Consider the following 21,768-nt stretch of genomic DNA (forward strand, 5'->3'; position numbering starts at 1 on the left):
CCTGCTGGGTGCGCGGTGTAATCTTGGTCGCTCCAATGCGTAACAGGTCATCCATTACTGTCACGGGGGAAAGAATGACTGATGGCGACCACTCGCCTCGCAAGAGATACGTACTCCCGTTGAAGTGCATCGCTGATGCGCTCGATGTTTCCCTCGTCATGCGTGCGCCGCTGCTTGCGGTTGCTGTTGCGATGGCGAGCGGCTGCGACAGGGCCTCAGCCGATAACGCACAAGCGCCCGCCTGGACGAAATGCGCCGACGAGCACGGCACCTGCTCCTTCAGCGGCACGCGCGACGTCCGTTATGGCACAGAAGCGCGTAATACTGTCAAATCGCTGACGAACGGCACTTCGTGCGATAACGGCGTATTCGACGATCCAGCGCCCGGCGAAGAGAAGCAGTGCTGGATTTCAGGGGACAACAGCGGGGCCGGTGCGTCCAGCACTGCTGCGAAGGCCAGCACGACACCCGCTGCGTCGCCTCGCGCAGCGGCCGGCAACGACGCCGCACAAGCGGAAGCGCAACCGTATCCGAGCCACTCTCAGGCACTCCGCTGCAAGGGCTCACCGGATGTCGCGGTGGCGAATCCGCAAGGCGGTCTCATCGAAGCGGACACGCCGGATAGCGAAGGCACGCGTCTTTTTACGCTCGATCGTTCGTTCCGCGTCGCCATCACGACCCGCGCATCGCGCACCGACAAGCTCGCATGGCAGATCCGCGATGCGTGGGGCACCGTGCAGGCAAGCGGCGCATACGAGGTCGCGCAAGGCGCGCGTCAGGTCACGTTGAATTGCACGTCGACGCTTGCGGGCTACTTCGCGTTGTCGGCCTCGCTCGAACAGGAGCATGGACAGTTGCCCGCGCGCGGCACGCGTCCCGAAGGCATCGCCACTTTCGGCGTGCTGCCGGATGTGTCCGCGAGCGTGCCGCCCGTGCATTTCGCGCGCGCGGACCTGCACCGCTTCGGCGGCCAGGGCACGGCGTTCGTCGCGCCGGGACAGCACTGCTGCGATGGCGACGGCTATCGTCCGCTTTATCCGCAGCTCGGCCTCACGTGGGTCAACGACAACCGCAACTGGTACACGGAAGAGCCGGACCGCGCGAACACGTTCGATCCCGCCACCGCGCAACTCTCGCCATGGTTCCGCAAAGGCGACCTGTTGCGCCTGATCCAACTCGACGGCTTTCCTGGCTGGGCGAGTCCAACAGGCAAGCAGACGCACAGCTATCTGCCGAAATCGACGGGCGCATTGCGCGAATACATGCAGCGCGTCGGCACCGAATCGAGCCGCGTGCGAACCACGGTCTTTGCGGCGCAGTCGAGCAACTACTATCAGGTCACGTGGGAGCCCGACGCGGGAGGCGGCCTGCCGTGGAAAGACACCGACGCAAATTTCGTCGAACTATACAAGGCCGTGTACGAAGGCATTCACGCGACCGATCCGAATGCCGTCGTCATGGGGCCGACGTATGGCTCCGTGACGGGCAATATCGAATCGCTCAGGCGTCTCGCGCCGCTCGGCATGGCGAAATATCTCGACGGCATCGCGATTCACGGCTACTACGATCCGAACGGCCCCAGCCCGTCGCATCCGCCCGAGCGCCTGATGAACGCCAGCGATCCGCAACAGGCTCAATACGCGCTGCCCACTTCGATGCGCGCGCTACGCCGCTTGATGGCCGCGCAGTACAAGCCGGGCGCAAAGCTCTTCGCGACGGAAACGGGCATCAGCTACGACGTCGGCGAACAATACGGCCCGCACTATCCGACGGGCGACGTGCTCTACGCGCAAGGCGCCGTCGTCGCGCGCACGCATCTGATCCTGCTCGGCGAAGGCGCGGACATCACGTACATCTTCTATTCGAACGACACGCCCGATGCGACGCCGGGCTACGGCGTGTTCTTCGACCTCGATCATCCGAAAGGCGATTTCGGTCCGGGCAAGATCAGTCCGAAGCCCGCGGCGCTCGCAGTCGCGGCGATGACGCGGCTGATCGACGGCACGGCTACGCTCGGTCCCGTCAAGCACACGCCCGCCCGCGTCTATGCGTATGCGTTCCAGCGCCTGAACGGCGGCAAGATCGTCACGGCCGCGTGGACGCACGACAACGCGAAGTGGAACAAGTCGACGCATTTCGATCCCAAGGCGGGCGTGTCGTGGCGTCTGCAAGTGGATGCGCCCGGCACTTCGGGGAAGGTGACGGTGTTCGACATGATGGGCAATCCGTCGAGCGTGCCCTATCAGAACGGCTATGTGACGCTCGCGCTGACGGAGACGCCTGTCTATGTGGTGTCGTCGAACGCGGTCGTGATGAAGGCGAACGTCACGACGCCGGCGGGCTATATCGCGCCTTGATGCAGGCTGTGAAGCGCACGTGATGCGTGCCCTCCGCACGCGCGCGACGCACGCGGATTTGTCCATACGTGACGGGATTTAGGCGTGAGACGACAGAACCGCCTTTCATTGCTGCGGATAGACTCTTGGCAATGCCGCAAGCGAGGCGCCGCCCGCGCGCTGCGCAGCGGGCGCGCGCGAAGGCACGACTAGGGAGCGGTCGGATGAGTGGCTTCGCCTGGATCATGGTGATGGTCATCGCAGTGCTGGCTTCCGGGCTGATTCTGTGCGCGGCCATCGTCATTGTCATTGTCGTTCTGTTCGCTACGTCGTCCCGGCTTTTCACCCGCAACTCCGATCAATAAACCCGCAGGCTTGCGGACGTCGGCTTCGCGCTGACGCGTTGACCTCGCCGCGACCGCACCCACACGACATTGACGAGAGACAGACATGGCCACCACATGCGCCGATTTCCTCGAAGCAGACGATTTCCTTCAGGTCGTACGGATGACACCCCTCGTGTCGATCGACCTGATCGTGTCCGACTACGCGGGACGCGTGCTCGTCGGAAATAGGCGCAATCGTCCCGCGCTCGGCACATGGTTCGTGCCCGGCGGACGCATCTGCAAGAACGAGCGACTCGACGCGGCCTTCACGCGCATCGTCGACGCGGAACTGGGGATTTCGGGCATGGAGCGCTCGGCCGCGCGTTTCGGCGGCCTGTTCGAGCATCTGTATAGCGACAACTTCGCGGGCGCGGACGAGATCACCACACACAACGTCGTGATCGCGTACTTTCTGACGCTCGAGAACACGGCATCCGTGGGCCGCTTCGATCAGCATAGCCGCTATATCTGGCTCAGGCCCGAAGAACTGCTTGCGCACGACGGCGTGCACGAAAACACGAAGGCGTATTTCCGTTAGCGCCGCAGTCCGTCCGCCGTCGAAAGATGTCGCGGGCGTGAATGAAAAGCGGCACAGCGGACCGCGCTGCTCTTCATCGTCACGCGATACGCGACTCGCGATACCCGACGCGCGAAACCGGATGCGCCAAACCGCCGACGCAATCGGGCGCTGCCTGCCAGGCGGCCTTGCACAGGTTGAAGATGCTCGCCTCGTTGAGTGGATCGATCAGCATCGATACGCCAGCGTATTCCCACGAATATCGAGCCGATCTGCCAACTTCTCGTTTTTTTCCGACGCCAATCGACAGCGGGTAAAAACGTCGGCCTATGATTGACGCAAAGTACACAGACCTTACTCTTTCGCCGTCCTCGGCACTGGAGACAGACGATGCGATATGAGCACGCGGTGAATCAGTGGCTGGATTCATCCTCGTACAGCGCAGTCGTCAACGTCGGGCACATGGTCAAACGTATCGGTATTCTCGTTTTTGAACGATTTCCGTTAAGCGACGTGTGTCTGCTTGCCGACGCATTCCGACTCGCCAATGAAGCTCAGGCGGATCAGTCTGGCGAGGGTTCGGGCGTCGAACCCTCGTATTCGATCGTGATGCTGTCCGAAATGGGCGGCAGTGTAATGAGCAGTTGTACGCTGCGCGTGTGGACAGAGAGCCTGAATGGGCCGCTGCTGAACGGCTTCGACACGCTGTTCATCGTCGGCGGTCCGGGCGCGTCGCGCGCGAAGGCGAACGAGCGGCTGATCCGGCGGCTGCGCGCGATCGCGCCGAAAATCCGCGTCGTCAAGGCGCTCGACGAGGGCCTCGGCGTGCTCGCCGCCGCCGATCTCGCATTCGAGCGGCGCGGCTGGCGCAACGTGCCGGGCGCGACCGATCCGTTCGGCAAGGCGCTCGCGCCCGTCCCGAACGATCCGCAATGGCAGATCGAGTCTGGCGCAACGCTCGATGTCGACGCGCCCGTGCGTTCGATTGCGGCGGCGCTCACGGTCATCAAGCGCGATCACGGCACGCCGATGGCGCGGCTCGTGTCGGAGCGCGCGCTGTCGGGCGCGTCGCGCCGCCTCGATGCGCTTCTCGACGACGATGAGAAGAAAGGCATCAGCCGCAAGATCACGACGGCCGCGCACTGGATACGCGAGAACTACACGCGCCATATTTCGGTGGCCGAGGCGGCCGAAGTCGCGAAGATGAGCGAGCGTAATTTCCTGCGCCGCTTCAAGTCGCAAATCGGGCTCACGCCGTCCGAATACCTGCTGCGCGCGCGGCTCGACGCGAGCTGCCTGCTACTCGCGGAGACGGACATGTCGATCGACGGCATCGCGCGCCGTTGTGGCGTGCGCAGCGGCGACGGGCTCGCAAAGATCTTTCGCAAGCGCCTGTCGATCTCGCCGACCGACTACCGCGCGGCACATCGGCGCAGCGCTTCCAAAGGCTGACGGGCTGCGCGGCTCGCGGGCGCGACGACAAGAGACTGACCAGACATCCGTCGTCACAGTGAAAACACAAGGGTCTTCGGGCAACCGGAGACCCTTGTGTCTTTTTTGCATTCGTCCTGCCCGGCAGCCGCGCGCCGGCTCATTGCCTGTCGTGCGCGACCAACGCGTTATTGTGCACTCCGTATATTTGCATTTATCGAGATGAAAAGACGTGCAATCATCCCGCGGCTACTCGCGGTGCCGGTTGCAACACGTCGACGACACATGGCGAGCAGCGTTCGCAATGCAACGCTTTGATCTCAACGTCATGGTCAACTTCCTGCTCGATCTGATTTCGAACCTGGTCATCCTCGCCGTCATGCTGACGGTATGCAGCCTGTTCAACGGGATGAGGCCCGGCGCAAAGGCGAACGGCTATCTCGTGTTTTTCGTGTTCATCGCGATTGCACTGGCGTTCGACGCCGCGCTGACCTTTCTGGTGTTCGCGGATTCGCAGACGCGCTACGGCAAGTTCAGCACCACGGAATCCTTCATGCAGCGCTTCGCCGCGTATCTGACGGCGTCCGGCATCGCGGTCTGTCTGGCGCGCATGCGCGGCCGCAAGGCGTCACAGGGGGCGCAAGGCTCTGCCGTCATCCAGACGTCGGCGTACACCAAATCGCAACTCCCCATGTAGGCAGGCAAGAAGGCCGGGAATACGCCTTGCTAGTAGGCGCGCCGTCGCCTATAACATTCGATGATTGCATGCGGCGCGACTTGCGCCACCCTTCTTGCATATCGGGCAACCAGCCTCCTCCAGCCGTTCGCCGTACCAGATAAAACGTCGTGCAGCACAAGCGATGGACGCGGCGTCGCTTCCTCTCGCGGACTCGCCCGGCCCGTCCGCGCCGCGTTCCTCTGCGTCGTCGCATGCACGCAGTCAGTCAAGCGCAAACCGACTCAGGCGAGGGAATCGTGGACATTGAAGCCGTACGCGTCTTTCTGATGACCCGGGGCATCGACTTCGGGACCAAGGTACTCGGTGCGATCGTTCTATGGATCGTCGGGCGATGGGTGATTGGGCTCATCACCGGCCTGGTCCGCAAGCTGCTCTCGCGCAACAGCAAGGTCGATCCGACGCTTGCGCACTATCTCGGCTCGATACTCGCCGGCATCCTGAACCTGCTGCTGGTGCTGGCGATTCTGCAGGTGTTCGGCGTGCAGACGACCTCGTTCGCCGCGTTGCTCGCGGGCGTCGGCCTTGCGGTGGGCACAGCCTGGGGCGGGCTGCTCGCGCATTTCGCGGCGGGCGTCTTCATGCAGGTGCTGCGGCCGTTCAAGGTCGGCGATTTCGTGACGGCGGGCGGCGTCACGGGCACGGTGCAGGAACTGGGCCTGTTCGGCACGACGATCATCACGCCCGATAACGTGTTGACCATCGTCGGCAACAACACGATCTTTTCCGGCGTGATCTCGAACTTCAGCGCGCAGCCCGTGCGGCGCGTCGAGCTGACGGCGAAGGTGGCGCACGGCGTCGATCCCGTCGATGCCGCCAATCGCCTGCGCGTGGCCGTGACGAAGATTCCGAATGTCTCGCAGAATCCAGCGCCCGATGTCGAACTGTTGTCGTTCACGCCGGAAGGTCCGCTGCTGTGCGTGCGGCCGTACACGCACAACGACAACTACTGGCAGGTGTACTTCGATACGAACCGCGCGATTGTCGAGACGTTCCGCGAAGCGGGTTATCCGACGCCCGAAACGCCTTTCGTGCGGCGCGCGGCTGCGTAGTTCTTTGTGCGGCGCACGGCTGCGTAGTTCTTTGTGCGGCGCTCGGCTGCGTAGTTCTTTTTGCGGCGCGCGGCTTCGTCGTTCTCGATTTGTCGCGAGGGGATTGCCTCGCTTCGTGCGAGCGGGCGGTCGAGGGCAATCCCCTCGCAGCCCCCGCGCTCAATGCCCCGTATGGTTGCTCGCCGACCTTGTCGGTTGACGCTTGCCGCGCATCATCTTCCACAGCGCGCCGAGCGCCACGGGCACGATCGCCGCGCCGATACCTACCAGCACGATCACATTCAGATACTGGCGAATAAACGGAATGTTGCCGAAGAAATAGCCGAGCAGCGTGAGCAGCAGCACCCAGAACAACGCCCCCGCGATATTGAACAACTGGAAGCGCCGGACACCCATCTGCGACGCCCCCGCTACGAATGGCGCAAACGTCCGCACGACGGGAATGAAACGCGCGAGCACGATGGTCTTGCCGCCGTGGCGCTCGTAGAAGTCGTGTGTCTTGCGCAGCGCCTCGCGGTCGAGAAAGCGTTCGAGCACGGGAATGTGTGAGTTGAACACCTTCGGCCCGAGCGCGCGGCCGATCAGATAGTTGACGGTGTTGCCCAGCACGGCCCCGGCCAGCAGCAGCACGATCAGCAGTTCGATGTTCATTTCGCCCGTCGCGCAAAACGCGCCGCCGATAAAAAGCAGCGAATCGCCGGGCAGAAACGGCAGCACCACGAGACCCGTCTCGCAGAACACGATCAGGAACAGCACCGCGTAGACCCACGCGCCGTACTGATGGATAAAGACTCCAAGAAACTTGTCGATGTGCAGGACAAGATTGACGAATTGCAGCAGCGTGTCCAAAGATCGTCCTTTAAAAAGCAGATGGCTGACATGACGGGCGCGGCGGCCGTCGCGTGTGGAATGCGAGGCGAAATCACGATTCGCACCCGAGCCTAAACTTGACCGCGCCATGATACCGAAGTGCCATGACGTCTTGAAAAAAAGTCGCAGGCCTCGATCGGCTCGTATCAACCGCACGTTCAATCGCAGATTCAGTCACGCGCTCAGACGATCTGCGACGAATCGCTATAATTTCGCCATGTCCGCGATCCCCGAATCTTCCGAAACGCCCGACGGCAACAAGCCTTCGACGAGCCCCGCATCCGGTCCTGCTTTGGACCAGGCTTCGGACCCGGCTTCAAGCCCCGCTGTGAACGCCGTCGACAGCGCCGCCACGCAGCGCGCATTGCGCGCGATCCAGCCGCTTCCCGATCAGCTGATCAGCCAGATCGCCGCGGGTGAAGTGGTCGAGCGGCCAGCATCCGTCGTGAAGGAGGTGCTCGAAAATGCGCTCGATGCAGGCGCCAAAACGCTGCGCATCCTGCTCGACGAAGGCGGCGTCAAGCGCATTTCGATCACCGACGACGGCGGCGGCATTCCCGAAGGCGAACTCGCGCTAGCGCTGATGCGCCACGCAACCAGCAAAATCCGCTCGCTCGCCGAACTCGAAGCCGTCGCGACGCTCGGGTTTCGCGGCGAGGCGCTCGCGTCGATCGCGTCGGTATCGGAAATGTACATCACGAGCCGCACCGGGCACGCTTCGCACGCGATGCGTATCGATGCGCAGACGGGCGCGCTATCGCCCGCTGCCGGCACGCGAGGCACGACGATCGAAGTGCGCGAGCTGTACTTCAACACGCCCGCGCGCCGCAAGTTCCTGAAGAGCGAGCAGACCGAACTCGGCCATTGCCTCGAGATGATTCGTCGCGCCGCGCTCGCGCGCCCGGACGTCGCGATTTCGGTGCTGCATAACGGCCGCGCCGTCGAGCACTGGAATGCGAGCGATCCGGCGACGCGGGTCGCGAAGATTCTCGGCGAGACGTTCGCGACTGCGCATCTGCCCCTCGACGAATCGGCGGGACCGCTCGCCGTGTATGGCTGCGCAGGTCTGCCGACGGCGAGCCGCGGGCGCGCCGATCAGCAGTATTTCTTCGTCAACGGCCGCTTCGTGCGCGACAAGCTGCTCACGCACGCGGTGCGCGCCGCGTATGAAGACGTGCTCCACGGCGACCGCTTTCCGTCGTACGTGCTGTTCCTCGATCTTCCGCCCGAGGCCGTCGACGTGAACGTGCATCCGTCGAAGATCGAAGTGCGCTTTCGCGATTCGCGCTCGATTCACCAGTTTGTGTTCCATGCGGTTCAGCGCGCGCTCGCGCGACATGCGGGCGCGTCGCCGGAAACGACATCGGGTGGTCACGCCGCGCGCATCGAACCGATGCCGTCCGCGACGCCTGCAACGACACCGTCTTCGTTCGGCTCGACGCCGCTGGGCGGCGGCTTCAAGGTCAGCGACGGCGGCAGCTCGCAGCCCGGCAATACGTGGCTGCGCCAGGCGCGCATGACGCAAGGCACGCTGCCCGTCGCGCAACCGCTCGCGCTCTACGATGCGCTGTTCGGGCGCAAGGACATCGGCGCAGGCACCGCGCAAGGCACGACGGCGCTCGAACTGCGCGACGCGGACGATACGCCATATACGCCCGATACGGCCGACTATGGCCGTGCGCCCTCGGGCTTCACGCCACGGCAGCAGCCGCCCGGCGCGCCGCAAACTTTCGACGCGAACGACGAGCAGCCGCTCGGCTTCGCGCTCGGCCAGATCCACGGCATCTATGTGCTGGCGCAAAACGCGCGCGGCCTCGTGATCGTCGATATGCACGCGGCGCACGAGCGCATCCTGTACGAGCAGTTCAAGAACGCGCTCGCCGACCGGACGATCGCGGTGCAGCCGTTGCTGATCCCGTTGTCGATGACGGCCGACGGCGTCGAAATTGGCGTCGTCGAAGAAGAGCGCGAGACGCTCGATGCGCTCGGCTTCGATCTCGCCGTGCTGTCGCCGACGAGCATCGCGATTCGCGCCGTGCCCGCGCTCCTGAAAGACGCCGACTTGCAGTCGCTTGCGCGCGCGGTACTGTCCGATCTGCATGCGTATGGCGGCTCGCGCGTGCTGACGGAACGGCAGCACGAACTGCTCGGCACGCTCGCGTGCCATCACGCGGTGCGCGCGAACCGGCGTCTGACGCTCGACGAGATGAACGCGCTGCTGCGCCAGATGGAAGCGACGGAACGCGCGGATCAATGCAATCACGGACGTCCGACGTGGTATCAGCTGACGCTCGCCGATCTCGACCGCCTGTTCATGCGCGGACAATGAGCGGCTCCGCCGCCCCATTCCGCTCACGCCTGTCATGACGCAGCACAAAATGCAGCAAGAAGCGCAGCAAAAAGCGCAGCCCATCGCCTGTCTGCTCGGCCCGACCGCCTCCGGCAAGACGGCCGCCGCGCTCGCGTTCGCCGCGCGCGCTCCCGTCGAAATCGTCAGCGTCGATTCGGCGCTCGTCTATCGCGAGATGGACATCGGCACCGCGAAGCCGTCGCCGGAAGAACGCACCGTCGCGCCTCATCATCTGATCGATATCGTCGATCCCATCGACGCGTACTCGGCAGCCGATTTTCGCGCCGATGCGTTGCGGCTCGTCGGCGAAGTCGTCGCGCGGGGTAATGTGCCGCTGCTGGTCGGCGGCACGATGCTTTACTACAGGGCGTTGACGCAGGGCCTGAACGATCTGCCCGCCGCCGATCCCGACGTGCGCGCGACGCTCGACGCCGACGCCGCGCGCGAAGGCTGGCCCGCGCTGCACGCACGCCTCGCCGACGTCGATCCCGTCACGGCCGCGCGCCTCGCGCCGAACGATTCGCAGCGCATCCAGCGCGCGCTCGAAGTATTCATGCTGACGGGCCAGCCGATGTCGGCGCTGCTCGCCGCGCCCGCTCGCGACGACGACGCCGCGCGCCGCTATCGTTTCGTCCCCATCGCGCTGGAGCCGTCCGATCGCGGCGTGCTGCACGCACGCATCGCGCAGCGCTTCGACGCGATGCTCGCGAACGGTTTCATCGACGAAGTGAAGGCGTTGCGCGCGCGCGGCGATCTGCATCCGGCCCTGCCGTCGATGCGCTGCGTCGGATACCGCCAGGCGTGGGAATACCTGGACGGCGAAACCGACTACGACACGATGCGCGATAAAGGCATCTTCGCGACGCGCCAGTTGTGCAAGCGCCAGCTGACGTGGCTGCGCGCGATGCCGGAGCGGATCGTGATCGACTGCTGCGCGGACGATGCAACGGCGCAGGCGTTGCACGCGATCGAGCGCGTGGCGTCGGGCGCGGACCAATAAGACGCGAACACATAAAAAAGCCGCCGGGCTTCGCAGCCGGGCGGCTTTCTGACCTTTTCAGCGACGCTACGCTTCAGACCACGACGGTCTGCGCCTCGCCTTCCTTGCTCGCGCGCACTGCGCCGATCTTCCACACCTGCTCGCCCGCGGCGGACAGCAGGCCGATCGCCTTTTCGGCATCGGCGGCCGACACGATCACGGCCATGCCGATGCCGCAGTTGAACACGCGATGCATTTCCTCATTGGCGACGCCGCCATGCTTCTGCAGCCACGAAAACAGCGGCGGCAGCGGCCATGCGCGGTGATCGAGCTCGGCCGTCAGGCCCTCTTTCAGCACGCGGGGAATGTTTTCGACCAGACCGCCGCCCGTGATGTGCGCCATGCCCTTCACTTCGAGCTGCTGCATCAGCGAGAGCAGCGGCTTCACGTAGATGTGCGTCGGCGCCATCAGCGCTTCGGCGAGCGAGCGGCCGTCGAAATCGGCGTTCAGGTCGGGCTGCGCACGCTCGATGATCTTGCGCACGAGCGAGTAGCCGTTCGAATGGATGCCGCTCGACGCGAGGCCCAGCACGACGTCGCCGGGGACGATCTTGCTGCCGTCGATGATCTTGCTCTTCTCGACCGCGCCGACAGCGAAGCCCGCGAGGTCGTATTCGCCGTCGGGGTACATGCCGGGCATTTCAGCCGTTTCGCCGCCGATCAGTGCGCAGCCGGCCAGCTCGCAGCCCTTCGCGATGCCCTTGACGACAGTGGCCGCCGTGCCGACGTCCAGCTTGCCGCACGCGAAATAGTCGAGGAAGAAGAGCGGCTCGGCGCCTTGCACGAGAATGTCGTTGACGCTCATCGCGACGAGGTCCTGGCCGACGGTATCGTGCCTGTTCAGCTGGAACGCGAGCTTCAGCTTGGTGCCGACGCCGTCCGTACCCGACACGAGCACGGGCTCCTTGTACTTCTTCGGCACCTCGAACAGCGCGCCGAAACCGCCGATGCCGCCCAGCACGCCGTCGCGCAGCGTCTTCTTGGCAAAGGGCTTGATCGCGTCGACGAGGGCGTCACCCGCGTCGATGTCCACGCCTGCGTCGCGATACGACAAACCGTGGGCCGAATCAGGGGAATTCGGGGCGGATTTCGGTTGATTCATGAGGGGAGAGCTCGGAAGGTCGGTAAAATGCGATTTTACCCGATGCCGGCCGTGTGGCTGGAATTTGAAACGCCGCCTCCGACGACACGACACCTGGGAAATCCGCTTTGCAGCAAAACAGTCCGATCCTCACGCCGTATCAGCGCCGCGCCTTCATCTGGCTTGGCATCGCGCTAGCCGTGGGCATTCTCCTCTGGCTGCTGAGCCCCGTGCTCACGCCGTTTCTGCTCGGCGCGATCCTCGCTTATATCCTGCAGCCGGGCGTTGCCTGGCTCATGCGCCGGCGCGTGCCGCGCGGCCTCGCCGCGCTTCTGATGATGCTGCTGTTCGTGCTGATCGTCACGCTGCTGGCGCTGCTCGTGCTCGCCGTCATCCAGAAGGAAGTGCCGCAACTGAAACGGCAGGTCCCCGGTTTCTTCTCGCACCTGCACTTCTGGCTGCAGCCGAAGCTCGCGATGCTGGGCCTCGCTGATCCGCTCGACTTCGCGAGTATCCGCGACATGGTGATGAGCCAGCTCGAAGGCAGCGCGCAGACGGTCGCGTTGTACGCGTGGACTTCGATCCGCACCAGTTCGAACGTGATGATCACGGTCGTGGGCAATGTGGTGATGGTGCCGCTCGTGCTGTTCTACCTGCTGTACGACTGGAACGCGATGCTCGCGCGCCTGCGCGGCTTCATCCCGCGCCGCTGGTTCTCGAAGACGATCCACCTCGCGCGCGACATGGATCACATGCTGTCGCAATACCTGCGCGGCCAGTTGCTCGTGATGGGCGTGCTCGCCGTGTACTACGCGCTCGCGCTGTACATCGCCGGCTTCGAGATCGCGCTGCCCGTGGGCATCTTCACGGGGCTCGCCGTGTTCATTCCGTACATCGGCTTCGCGACGGGCCTCGCGCTCGCGCTCGTCGCCGCGCTGCTGCAGTTCGGCAACTGGTATGGGTTCGGCGCCGTCGCCGTGGTTTACGGGATCGGCCAGATACTGGAGAGCTTCTTTCTGACGCCGCGACTCGTCGGCGAACGGATCGGCCTGCATCCGCTCGCGGTGATCTTCGCGCTGCTCGCTTTCGGCCAGCTGTTCGGCTTTTTCGGCGTGCTGCTCGCGCTGCCCGTGAGCGCGATCCTGTCGGTCGCGCTGCGCGAGCTGCGGCAGAGCTATCTGTCGAGTTCGCTTTACAAGAACTGATCGCCTGTCGGGTTACTTAGGGCTCACTTACGGCTTATCTATCGTGTCGCGCCAACTGACGCTCGATCTCGGCACCCCGCCGCCATCGACATTCGACAACTTCTTCGCCGGCGCCAACGCCGAGCTGGTCACGCGCCTGCGCGAACTGGACGCGGCGCTCGCGGCGGGCCCCGTCGCGGACCGCACGTTCTACGTGTGGGGCGAGACGGGCAGCGGACGCACGCATCTGCTGGAAGCGCTCGCGCACGAAGCGCCGCCGGGACACGCACGCTACGCCGGCCCGCAAAGCAGCCTCGCCGCGTTCGATTTCGACCCTTCCGTCGCGCTGTATGCAATCGACGATTGCGACCGTCTGTCCGGCGCGCAGCAGATCGCGCTCTTCAACCTGTTCAACGAAGTGCGCGCGCATCCGACGAGCGCGCTCGTCGCGACGGGCAACGCCGCGCCGATGGGGCTCGAAGTGCGCGAGGACCTGCGCACGCGTCTCGGCTGGGGCCTCGTGTTCCACCTCGCGCCGCTCGCCGACGAAGGCAAGGCGGCCGTGCTGAAGCACGCTGCGCGCGAGCGCGGCATCAATCTCGCCGACGACGTGCCCGCCTATCTGCTCACCCATTTCCGCCGCGATATGCCGAGCCTGATGGCGCTGCTCGACGCGCTCGACCGCTTTTCGCTCGAACAAAAGCGCGCGGTGACGCTGCCGCTGTTGCGCACGATGCTCGCGTCGCCCGGCAGCAGCGGCAACAGCGGCGGCGACGGACCCGACAGCCCGCGCCGTGTCACGCCCTAAGCCTCGTCATCCGCTTCAAGTAAAATAGTCCCCCATGGCCAACCTCGCTCTCTTCGACCTCGATCACACGCTCATCCCCACCGACAGCGACCACGAATGGGGCCGCTTCATGGTGAAGCTCGGCATCGTCGACGCCGAGAATTTCGCGCGTGAGAACGACCGCTTCTATGCCGACTACAAGGCCGGCAAGCTGGACATTCATGCGTATCTGGTCGCCATGCTGACGCCGCTCGCGAAGTATTCGCGCGAGCAGCTAAAGGCGTGGCACGACCAGTACATGCACGAAGTGATCAAGCCCGCGATCATCCCCGCCGCGATGGAACTGGTGCGCAAGCATCTCGACGCGGGCGACCTGTGCTGCATGGTCACCGCGACGAACGAATTCATCACCGCGCCCATCGCCGAAGTGTTCGGCATCGACAAGCTGATCGCGTGCGAAGTGGAGACGATCGACGGCCATCCGGCTTCGGCCTACACGGGCTTTCCGAAGGGCACGCCTAGCTACCGCGAAGGCAAGATCGTGCGCACGGAGGAATGGCTCGCGTCGCTGGGCAAAACATGGTCGGACTTCGAGCGCAGCTATTTCTACAGCGATTCGCACAACGACATCCCGTTGCTCGAAAAGGTCACCGACCCGATCGCGACCAACCCTGACGACACGTTGCGCGCGCATTCGCAGAAGCACGGCTGGCGCATCCTCGAACTCTTTCAACCCACGTGATCAAGAAACTCATTCGCAAGCTGCTCGGACAGGACGCGGACCCCGCCGACGCGGCCGCGCCATCTGCTCAAACCGACAACAATCCGCCCGACGGCAACGGCCATGAACGCGCGCAAACGGGGCGCACGGCCGCGGCGTCATCGAAAGGCAGCGCTGCATCGTCAAAAGGCAGCTCGCGCCGCAAGCCGGCCGCGGCAGCAGCGATACCCGAGCCGGACGCGCCCGTCATCATCTCTTGCGATATTCACGGCATCGACCCGTCGCTGATTTCGCGCAACGCGATCCGCGTCACGGAAGGCCTGCAAGAAGCGGGCTTCCGCGCGTTCATCGTCGGCGGCGCGGTGCGCGATCTGCTGCTCGGCATCGCGCCGAAAGACTTCGACGTCGCCACCGACGCCACGCCTGAGCAGGTGCAGAAGCTCTTTCGACGCGCGCGCATCATCGGACGGCGCTTTCAGATCGTGCACGTGCAGTTCGGCCAGGAAATCATCGAGACCTCGACGTTCCGCGCGCTCGTCGACGCGCCAGCCGCCGATGCCGACGTCAGCGCCGCGCCGCCGCGCCGTCTGAAGCGCGACGAGCTGGACCGGCGCACGCATGCCGTCGACGCGAGCGGCCGCGTGCTGCGCGACAACGTATGGGGCGAGCAGCACGAAGACGCGACACGCCGCGACTTCACGGTCAACGCGATGTACTACGACCCCGCCACGCAGACGGTGCTCGATTATCACAACGGCATGTCCGATGTGCGCGCGCGCCTCTTGCGCATGATCGGCGACCCGGCCACGCGCTATCGCGAAGACCCGGTGCGCATGCTGCGCGTCGTGCGCTTCGCCGCGAAGCTCGATTTCGAAATCGAAGAAGCGACGCGCGCGCCGATCACGGATCTCGCCGATCTGATCAACAACGTACCCGCCGCGCGTCTCTTCGACGAGATGCTGAAGCTGCTGCTGTCGGGCCATGCGCTCGCGTGTCTGCAGCGTCTGCGCAAGGAAGGGCTGCATCACGGCCTGCTGCCGCTGCTCGACGTCGTGCTCGAACAGCCGCACGGCGAGCGCTTCATCACGCTTGCGCTAAACAACACCGATGCGCGCGTTCGCGCCGGCAAGCCGGTCTCGCCGGGCTTTCTATTCGCGACGCTCCTGTGGCACGACGTACAGCAACGCTGGCAGCAATACCAGGCGAACAGCGAATACCCTGTGCCCGCACTGCATCAGGCGATGGACGACGTGCTCGACATGCAGACCGAAAAGCTCGCGATTCACAAGCGCTTCTCGTCGGATATGCGCGAGATCTGGGGCCTCCAGCATCGCCTCGAAAAACGCTCGGGCCGGACCGCGCTGAAGCTGCTGGAACACCAAAGATTTAGAGCGGGGTATGATTTCCTCCTGTTGCGCTGCGAATCGGGCGAGCTGGATGAGTCGGTCGGTTCGTGGTGGACGGAGTTCATCGACGGAGACGCCGCCGCGCGCGAAGCACTGCTTGCGCAAGGCGGGAAGGACCGGACGCCCAGAAAACGACGGCGGCGCAGCAGCCGGAACCGCAGCAAACAGGGCGACGGAATGGAGGGCGGCACGGGTTCGGGAAACCGCGCAGCGAACGATGCGAGCCAAGACGGCCCGCGTGAAGACTGACGCAGTTCCGGCGCGCGCCGTCGAACGCAAGTTGCAGGAAGTTATGCCATGACGGTTGCCTATCTCGGCCTGGGCGCGAATCTCGGGGACGCGCGCCAGACCCTGAAAGACGCGGTGGTGTGCCTCGCACAACAGCACACCATCACCGTGCTCGCGAAATCGAGCCTCTATCGAACCGCCCCGATCGACGCGGGCGGCGACGACTATCTGAATCTGGTCGTGAAGCTCGAAACGACGATGCCCGTGCGGCACCTGCTCGCGCTGTGTCACAAGATCGAGCATCAGTTCGGCCGCGAGCGCCCCTTTCGCAACGCGCCGCGCACACTCGATCTCGACATCCTGCTTTACGGCGAACACGCAATCGACGAACCAGATTTGATCGTGCCGCATCCGCGCATGACGGAGCGCGCGTTCGTGCTCGTGCCGCTCGTCGAAATCGAACCCACGCTGATCATTCCGCAACGCGGCCGCGCCGATTCGTTTCTTGCGGCCGTCGCCGATCAGCGCATCGAAAAGATGAAGTCGGCATGTCAATGTCCGATGATCAACGCAGCAGACTCGGCGGCAAACTCAGCGGCAAATTCAGCGGCAAACTCGGCGACAGACGCAGCGACAAGCTCGACAACAAGCGGCGACAGCGAAGCGGGCGACGCCCCCAAGGGCGGTTGCCGATGAACTCGCTGCCGATGACCGCCCCGCCGCTCACCGTCACCGCACCCGACCTGCGTCCGCCGCACGGCTATCTGACGATCGAAGGACCGATCGGCGTCGGCAAGACCTCGCTCGCGCGCCGGCTCGCGCAACGCTGGTCGATGCACGAACTCTTCGAACGCCCGCAGGACAATCCGTTTCTCGAACGCTTCTATCGCGACACATCGCGCTATGCGTTGCCCGCGCAACTGAGCTTCGCGTTGCAGCGCGCGCAGCAGGTGCAGGAGATCGACGCGCTGCGCACGGCAGGCACGCCGCTCATCACCGATTTCATGACGCAGAAGAACGATATCTTCGCGCGTCTGACGTTGCAGGACGACGAATTCCAGCTGTATCGCGCGCTGGCCGCGCGGCTCGATGTGCCGGGTCCGGTGCCGGATCTGATCATCTATCTGCAGGCGAGCCCGGAGGTACTGTTCTCGCGCATCCAGAAGCGCGCAGTGCCGATGGAACTGCAGATTTCCGATGCGTACCTGCGCTCGCTGTGCGACGCGTACAACGAGTTCTTCTATCACTACGACGGCGCGCCCGTTCTCACCGTCAACGCCGAACACCTGAATCCGCTCGACTCCGACGCGGACCTTGCGTTGCTCGTCGAGCGCGTCGAAACGATGCGCGGGCGCAAGGAATTCTTTGTCAAAGGCTCCGCGCTATAGCGTCTGGCTGTAAGCGCGCTGCCGCACTCCCAACGGACATCCCATGACCTATTTGCAGGAGACGAGCCGCAGCGCCGTCACTGTCCCGAAACTGCAGGCGATGCGCGCGGCCGGCGAGAAAATCGCCATGCTCACGTGCTACGACGCGAGCTTCGCGGCGCTGCTCGACCGCGCGGGCGTCGACGTGCTGCTGATCGGCGACTCGCTCGGCAACGTGCTGCAAGGACAAACGACGACGCTGCCCGTCACGCTCGATGACATCGCTTATCACACGGCGTGCGTCGCACGCGCGCAGCCGTCCGCGCTGATCGTCGCCGACATGCCGTTCGGCACATACGGCACGCCCGCCGATGCGTTCGCGAGCGCCGTGAAGCTGATGCAGGCGGGCGCGCAGATGGTGAAGCTCGAAGGCGGCGAGTGGCTCGCGGACACGGTGCGCTTTCTCGTCGAACGCGCGGTGCCCGTGTGCGCGCACGTCGGGCTCACGCCGCAATCGGTGCACGCGTTCGGCGGCTTCAAGGTGCAAGGCAAGACGGAAGCGGGCGCGAGCCAGCTGCTGCGCGATTCGCGCGCGATGCAGGACGCGGGCGCGCAGCTGCTCGTAATGGAAGCGATGCCGACGCTGCTCGCCGCCGAAGTCACGGCGCAACTGCGCATTCCGACGATCGGTATCGGCGCGGGCGTCGAGTGCTCGGGTCAGGTGCTGGTGCTGCACGACATGCTGGGTATTTTCCCCGGCAAGCGTCCGCGCTTCGTGAAGGATTTCATGCAGGGACAGCCGAGCATTCTGGCGGCCGTCGAAACGTATGTGCGTGCCGTGAAGGACGGCACGTTTCCGGGTGCCGAGCACACGTTCTGAGTACACGCTGTAAGCGCGCGCGGCGGCGCGTGGTGATACATACATGCGCCGGCGCCGCTGTCGGGGTTCAGTCGCCAACTGGCACCGAACGTCCCGAGTCTTTTAAGACGGTCCGATTCGGTGTGCAATTTGCGTCGTCTATCTTCGTTCTCTTTCCAACGCGCAGACCCGCGCGCCAACGGAGAGACGACCATGAGCCCCTTTTGCCTGATTGACGTCACGAGCATTCGTGACCACGCAAGCCACCCGCATCAACACGACGTCACCTGGCACGAGCGACTCGCCGCGTGGATCGGGCGACTGATTCATCGCCATCACGGCTGATGCGCGCCCTCTCCGATTTGCCGGCCAGAACAATCAACCGATAATCCGCGCCGGCAACGCACCGCGCAGCGCATTGCAGAGCATCAGCGCTTCTGCGTTCGACACATCGTCCCGAGTCAATACGCGCTCGCCCGCCTGCATCGCAGGGTCGTCGATCAACACACTCCGCATCACGCCCGGCAGCACGCCAGATGACAACGGCGGTGTCCACCACCCACCTTCCAGCTTCACGAACACGTTTGATCGTCCGCCCTCAGTCAACTCGCCTTTCTCATTGAAGAACAGCGTATCGAACGCATCATGCGTTTCGGCTTCGCGCCAGCCGCGATCGTATTCCGCGCGGCGCGTCGTCTTGTGCAGCAGCAGCGGATCTGCCGCCTGCGTCGTCGCGAAACCGTGATCGGGGCCGAGCAGCACGCCGACCACTTCCTCCGTCAGCGGGACGAGCAACGCGGAGGCGATTTCCACCGCGCCCGTCTTGTCGAGCGTCAGCCGCATCCGGTGCGGTGTGTCGGCGCGCAGCGCGGCGCATTGCGCGGCGAGCTTCGCGCGCACGGCCTCTTCGTCGAAGGCGAAGCCCAGCCAGCGGGCGCTGTTTCCAAGCCGCGCGATATGGCGATCGAGGTAGCGCACGCCGTCCTCGCGCGTCGCATACATCGTTTCGAACAGCTGGAAACCGGGATCGGCTTCCGTCAGGAAACGCGCTTTCAATTTGCACTCCGCGTATTCGTCTTGCGCGACGCTATCGAGCACGATGCCCGCGCCGATGCCCATTTCGCCGCGCCGCCGGCCATCCTGCGTCGGCGCGCCGAGTGTCAGCGTGCGGATTGCCACCGACAGGCAGAAATCGCCACACTGCCGGCCGACCGCTTCGCCGAGATCCGGCTGCGCATCGAGCCAGCCGATCGCACCCGTGTACAAGCCGCGTGGCGTCGATTCGAGCTGCTCGATGAGCTGCATCGTCATGTGCTTCGGCGCGCCCGTGATCGAGCCGCACGGAAAGAGCGCGTGCAGGACATCGGCGAAGGTGGTGCGCGCGCGCAGCGTTGCCGTGACGGTCGATGTCATCTGCCACAGCGATTGATACGGCTCGATCGAAAAGAGCGCCGGCGTCTTCACCGTGCCCGTTTCTGCGATCCGCGACAAGTCGTTGCGCAGCAAGTCGACGATCATTACGTTTTCCGCGCGATTCTTCGGATCGTGAGCGAGAAAATCGGCAGCCGCGCGGTCTTGCGCGGCATCCGCCGAGCGCGGCATGGTGCCCTTCATCGGTCGTGTGCGCAGCGACGCGCCCTTCTTCTCGACGAAAAGTTCGGGTGAGCACGACACGACCCAACGGCCGTCCGGCAGCGCGATCAACGCGCCGTAATGCACCGACTGCCGCGCGCGTAGCCGCCGGAACAGCGCGGCGGGCGTGCCGAACACATCGAAGTCGAGCCGGTACGTGTAGTTGATCTGATACGAGTCGCCGGCGCGCAAGGCGTCGTGGATCGCGCCGATGGCCTGCGCGAACTCGCGTTCGTCGACGCTCGCCTCGACGCCGCCGATGCCCGCCACCGACGGCTCGACAGCCGCGCTGTCGTATAGCGCGAGCCATGCGTCGACCTCGTCGCGCGACATCTTCTGGCAAGAATCGAACAACAAAAAACGCAGCGTGCCAGCGGCGCGCTGCGTCTTCTGATGCATGGCCTGTCCGAATTCGTAGTCGGTCAGCACGACCGCAAAAAGGCCGCCGTCCACATCGGCCGACGCCGCCTCGCAGACGGCATCCAGCTGCGCCACGTCAGTACAGGCGCGCTCGTGCCGGAAGCCGGTATAGAGCCTGCTCGACGGGCGACTCGGAGTCGAGTCGCAGTCGTCCAGCAACGCGAAGACGGTGCCCCTTTCGTGAGCCGCTGTTTCGTGAGACGTCATGCATACCGCCAACTTCGGAACGCGTTAGTCGAAGAAGCTCTTGACCCGGTCGAACCAGCTCTTGCTTTGCGGGCTATGACGCGCGCCGCCTTCGACCAGCGACTTCTCGAACTGCTGCAACAACTCGCGCTGCGACTCGGTGAGCTTGACGGGCGTTTCCACCTGCACATGCACGTAGAGATCGCCAGCAATGCTCGAGCGCAGACCCTTGATGCCCTTGCTGCGCAGACGGAACGTCTTGCCCGACTGCGTACCTTCCGGCACCGTGAAGCTCGCGCGCCCTGCGAGCGTCGGCACTTCGATCTCGCCGCCCAATGCCGCCTTCGTGAACGGGATCGGCATCTGGCAATGCAGGTCGTCGCCGTCGCGCTCGAATACCGGGTGCGCCTTGATATGAATCTCGACGTACAGGTCGCCCGACGGACCGCCGTTGATGCCCGGCTCGCCGTTGCCCGCCGAACGGATGCGCATGCCGTCGTCGATGCCTGCCGGAATCTTCACTTCCAGCGTCTTGGTTTCTTTCGTCTTGCCCGCGCCGTGGCAATGCGTGCAAGGCTCGGGAATATAGGTGCCCGTGCCGTGACACTTCGGACAAGTCTGCTGGATGCTGAAGAAGCCCTGCGACATCCGCACCGCGCCCGCGCCGTTACAGGTCGGGCAGGTTTCCGGCTTCGTACCCGGCTTTGCGCCCGAGCCATGGCAGACTTCACACGACACCCAGCTCGGCACGCGGATCTGAGTATCGTAACCGTGCGCGGCCTGCTCCAGCGTGATTTCCATGCTGTAGCGCAGGTCGGCGCCGCGATACACCTGCGGACCGCTGCGGCCGCCGCGTCCACCGCCCGCTGCCTGGCCAAAGATGTCGCCGAAAATATCGCCGAACGCGTCGGCAAAACCGCCGAAACCCTGAGCGCCCGCGCCCGCCATGTTCGGATCGACGCCCGCGTGGCCGTACTGATCATAGGCCGCGCGCTTTTGCGAGTCCGACAGCATTTCATAGGCTTCCTTCGCCTCTTTGAAATGCTCTTCCGCATCCTTGTTGCCCGGATTGCGGTCGGGGTGGTACTTCATCGCGAGCTTGCGATAAGCCTTCTTGATTTCGTCGTCGCTCGCGTTCTTTGCGAGACCCAGAACGTCGTAGTAATCCCGTTTCGCCATA

General features: G+C 64.5%; 20 protein-coding genes. 15 read left to right on the top strand and 5 right to left on the bottom strand.

Going from position 1 to position 21,768, the window contains the following annotated elements:
* Positions 1–158: 158 nt before the first annotated feature.
* The 3 genes from AB4Y32_RS06085 (at position 159) to AB4Y32_RS06095 (ending at position 3,260) form a co-directional block, all read left to right on the top strand.
* Complete coding sequence (locus tag AB4Y32_RS06085) at positions 159–2,357, top strand: hypothetical protein (protein ID WP_439899755.1); 2,199 nt, start codon at positions 159–161, stop codon at positions 2,355–2,357.
* A 203-nt stretch (positions 2,358–2,560) separates the two neighbouring features.
* Positions 2,561–2,701, top strand: coding sequence for a hypothetical protein (locus AB4Y32_RS06090; RefSeq protein ID WP_368720449.1), 141 nt, complete (start codon positions 2,561–2,563; stop codon positions 2,699–2,701).
* Positions 2,702–2,786: 85 nt separating this feature from the next.
* Positions 2,787–3,260, top strand: coding sequence for a GDP-mannose mannosyl hydrolase (locus AB4Y32_RS06095; protein ID WP_368720450.1), 474 nt, complete (start codon positions 2,787–2,789; stop codon positions 3,258–3,260).
* 79 nt (positions 3,261–3,339) lie between these two features.
* Here the strand turns inward: AB4Y32_RS06095 and AB4Y32_RS06100 are convergent, their stop codons facing one another.
* Complete coding sequence (locus AB4Y32_RS06100) at positions 3,340–3,474, bottom strand: hypothetical protein (RefSeq protein ID WP_368720451.1); 135 nt, start codon at positions 3,472–3,474, stop codon at positions 3,340–3,342.
* A 155-nt stretch (positions 3,475–3,629) separates the two neighbouring features.
* On the opposite strand from AB4Y32_RS06100, the gene AB4Y32_RS06105 reads away from it, so the two are divergent.
* The 3 genes from AB4Y32_RS06105 (at position 3,630) to AB4Y32_RS06115 (ending at position 6,458) form a co-directional block, all read left to right on the top strand.
* Positions 3,630–4,691: a GlxA family transcriptional regulator gene (locus tag AB4Y32_RS06105; protein ID WP_368720452.1), complete on the top strand. Its 1,062-nt coding sequence runs from the start codon at positions 3,630–3,632 to the stop codon at positions 4,689–4,691.
* Positions 4,692–4,974: 283 nt separating this feature from the next.
* On the top strand, positions 4,975–5,367 hold the full coding sequence (locus tag AB4Y32_RS06110; RefSeq protein WP_368720453.1) for a hypothetical protein: 393 nt from the start codon (positions 4,975–4,977) through the stop codon (positions 5,365–5,367).
* 278 nt (positions 5,368–5,645) lie between these two features.
* Positions 5,646–6,458, top strand: a complete 813-nt coding sequence (locus AB4Y32_RS06115; RefSeq protein ID WP_368720454.1) for a mechanosensitive ion channel family protein — start codon at positions 5,646–5,648, stop codon at positions 6,456–6,458.
* 159 nt (positions 6,459–6,617) lie between these two features.
* Here AB4Y32_RS06115 and AB4Y32_RS06120 read toward each other — a convergent pair whose 3' ends face one another.
* Positions 6,618–7,307 carry a DedA family protein gene (locus tag AB4Y32_RS06120; RefSeq protein WP_368720455.1) on the bottom strand — a complete coding sequence of 230 codons (690 nt, stop codon included), beginning with the start codon at positions 7,305–7,307 and terminating at the stop codon, positions 6,618–6,620.
* 238 nt (positions 7,308–7,545) lie between these two features.
* On the opposite strand from AB4Y32_RS06120, the gene mutL reads away from it, so the two are divergent.
* Both mutL and miaA read left to right on the top strand, forming a co-directional pair.
* On the top strand, positions 7,546–9,657 hold the full coding sequence (mutL, locus tag AB4Y32_RS06125) for a DNA mismatch repair endonuclease MutL (RefSeq protein WP_368720456.1): 2,112 nt from the start codon (positions 7,546–7,548) through the stop codon (positions 9,655–9,657).
* 49 nt (positions 9,658–9,706) lie between these two features.
* A complete protein-coding gene (gene miaA / locus AB4Y32_RS06130) occupies positions 9,707–10,678 on the top strand; it encodes a tRNA (adenosine(37)-N6)-dimethylallyltransferase MiaA (RefSeq protein WP_368720457.1) in 972 nt (323 codons plus the stop codon).
* A 73-nt stretch (positions 10,679–10,751) separates the two neighbouring features.
* Here the strand turns inward: miaA and purM are convergent, their stop codons facing one another.
* Complete coding sequence (gene purM / locus AB4Y32_RS06135; RefSeq protein ID WP_368720458.1) at positions 10,752–11,819, bottom strand: phosphoribosylformylglycinamidine cyclo-ligase; 1,068 nt, start codon at positions 11,817–11,819, stop codon at positions 10,752–10,754.
* A 107-nt stretch (positions 11,820–11,926) separates the two neighbouring features.
* Between purM and AB4Y32_RS06140 the strand changes: the two genes are divergently transcribed.
* Genes AB4Y32_RS06140 through panB form a run of 7 tightly spaced genes read left to right on the top strand, consistent with a single transcriptional unit; the run spans position 11,927 to position 18,371 of the window.
* The gene (locus AB4Y32_RS06140; protein WP_368720459.1) at positions 11,927–13,003 is read left to right on the top strand and encodes an AI-2E family transporter; all 1,077 of its coding nucleotides are present in this window, start codon (positions 11,927–11,929) and stop codon (positions 13,001–13,003) included.
* 43 nt (positions 13,004–13,046) lie between these two features.
* Complete coding sequence (gene hda, locus AB4Y32_RS06145; protein WP_368720460.1) at positions 13,047–13,790, top strand: DnaA regulatory inactivator Hda; 744 nt, start codon at positions 13,047–13,049, stop codon at positions 13,788–13,790.
* Between the two features lie 34 nt (positions 13,791–13,824).
* Positions 13,825–14,511, top strand: a complete 687-nt coding sequence (locus AB4Y32_RS06150; RefSeq protein ID WP_368720461.1) for an HAD family hydrolase — start codon at positions 13,825–13,827, stop codon at positions 14,509–14,511.
* Entirely contained in the window at positions 14,508–16,145 is a 1,638-nt protein-coding gene (pcnB, locus tag AB4Y32_RS06155; protein WP_368720462.1) for a polynucleotide adenylyltransferase PcnB, read from the top strand. The genes AB4Y32_RS06150 and pcnB overlap by 4 nt, the downstream gene beginning before the upstream one ends.
* 48 nt (positions 16,146–16,193) lie before the next feature.
* Positions 16,194–16,820: a 2-amino-4-hydroxy-6-hydroxymethyldihydropteridine diphosphokinase gene (gene folK, locus AB4Y32_RS06160; RefSeq protein WP_368720463.1), complete on the top strand. Its 627-nt coding sequence runs from the start codon at positions 16,194–16,196 to the stop codon at positions 16,818–16,820.
* An 11-nt stretch (positions 16,821–16,831) separates the two neighbouring features.
* Entirely contained in the window at positions 16,832–17,512 is a 681-nt protein-coding gene (locus AB4Y32_RS06165; protein ID WP_368720560.1) for a deoxynucleoside kinase, read from the top strand.
* 43 nt (positions 17,513–17,555) lie between these two features.
* The gene (gene panB / locus AB4Y32_RS06170) at positions 17,556–18,371 is read left to right on the top strand and encodes a 3-methyl-2-oxobutanoate hydroxymethyltransferase (protein WP_368720464.1); all 816 of its coding nucleotides are present in this window, start codon (positions 17,556–17,558) and stop codon (positions 18,369–18,371) included.
* Positions 18,372–18,728: 357 nt separating this feature from the next.
* Here panB and pabB read toward each other — a convergent pair whose 3' ends face one another.
* Both pabB and dnaJ read right to left on the bottom strand, forming a co-directional pair.
* Positions 18,729–20,609, bottom strand: a complete 1,881-nt coding sequence (pabB, locus tag AB4Y32_RS06175; RefSeq protein WP_368720465.1) for an aminodeoxychorismate synthase component I — start codon at positions 20,607–20,609, stop codon at positions 18,729–18,731.
* A gap of 24 nt (positions 20,610–20,633) precedes the next feature.
* Entirely contained in the window at positions 20,634–21,767 is a 1,134-nt protein-coding gene (gene dnaJ / locus AB4Y32_RS06180) for a molecular chaperone DnaJ (protein ID WP_368720466.1), read from the bottom strand.
* Between the last annotated feature and the right edge of the window lies 1 nt (position 21,768).

The organism is Paraburkholderia phymatum, from assembly GCF_040965635.1.
Lineage (GTDB): Bacteria > Pseudomonadota > Gammaproteobacteria > Burkholderiales > Burkholderiaceae > Paraburkholderia > Paraburkholderia phymatum_B.

Coding starts and splice junctions, on each gene's coding strand:
- AB4Y32_RS06085 (WP_439899755.1), top strand. CDS start 159: ATGCGTGCGCCGCTGCTTGCGGTTGCTGTTGCGATGGCGAGCGGCTGC.
- AB4Y32_RS06090 (WP_368720449.1), top strand. CDS start 2,561: ATGAGTGGCTTCGCCTGGATCATGGTGATGGTCATCGCAGTGCTGGCT.
- AB4Y32_RS06095 (WP_368720450.1), top strand. CDS start 2,787: ATGGCCACCACATGCGCCGATTTCCTCGAAGCAGACGATTTCCTTCAG.
- AB4Y32_RS06100 (WP_368720451.1), bottom strand. CDS start 3,474: ATGCTGATCGATCCACTCAACGAGGCGAGCATCTTCAACCTGTGCAAG.
- AB4Y32_RS06105 (WP_368720452.1), top strand. CDS start 3,630: ATGCGATATGAGCACGCGGTGAATCAGTGGCTGGATTCATCCTCGTAC.
- AB4Y32_RS06110 (WP_368720453.1), top strand. CDS start 4,975: ATGCAACGCTTTGATCTCAACGTCATGGTCAACTTCCTGCTCGATCTG.
- mutL (WP_368720456.1), top strand. CDS start 7,546: ATGTCCGCGATCCCCGAATCTTCCGAAACGCCCGACGGCAACAAGCCT.
- miaA (WP_368720457.1), top strand. CDS start 9,707: ATGCAGCAAGAAGCGCAGCAAAAAGCGCAGCCCATCGCCTGTCTGCTC.
- purM (WP_368720458.1), bottom strand. CDS start 11,819: ATGAATCAACCGAAATCCGCCCCGAATTCCCCTGATTCGGCCCACGGT.
- AB4Y32_RS06150 (WP_368720461.1), top strand. CDS start 13,825: ATGGCCAACCTCGCTCTCTTCGACCTCGATCACACGCTCATCCCCACC.
- folK (WP_368720463.1), top strand. CDS start 16,194: ATGACGGTTGCCTATCTCGGCCTGGGCGCGAATCTCGGGGACGCGCGC.
- AB4Y32_RS06165 (WP_368720560.1), top strand. CDS start 16,832: ATGACCGCCCCGCCGCTCACCGTCACCGCACCCGACCTGCGTCCGCCG.
- panB (WP_368720464.1), top strand. CDS start 17,556: ATGACCTATTTGCAGGAGACGAGCCGCAGCGCCGTCACTGTCCCGAAA.
- pabB (WP_368720465.1), bottom strand. CDS start 20,609: ATGACGTCTCACGAAACAGCGGCTCACGAAAGGGGCACCGTCTTCGCG.
- dnaJ (WP_368720466.1), bottom strand. CDS start 21,767: ATGGCGAAACGGGATTACTACGACGTTCTGGGTCTCGCAAAGAACGCG.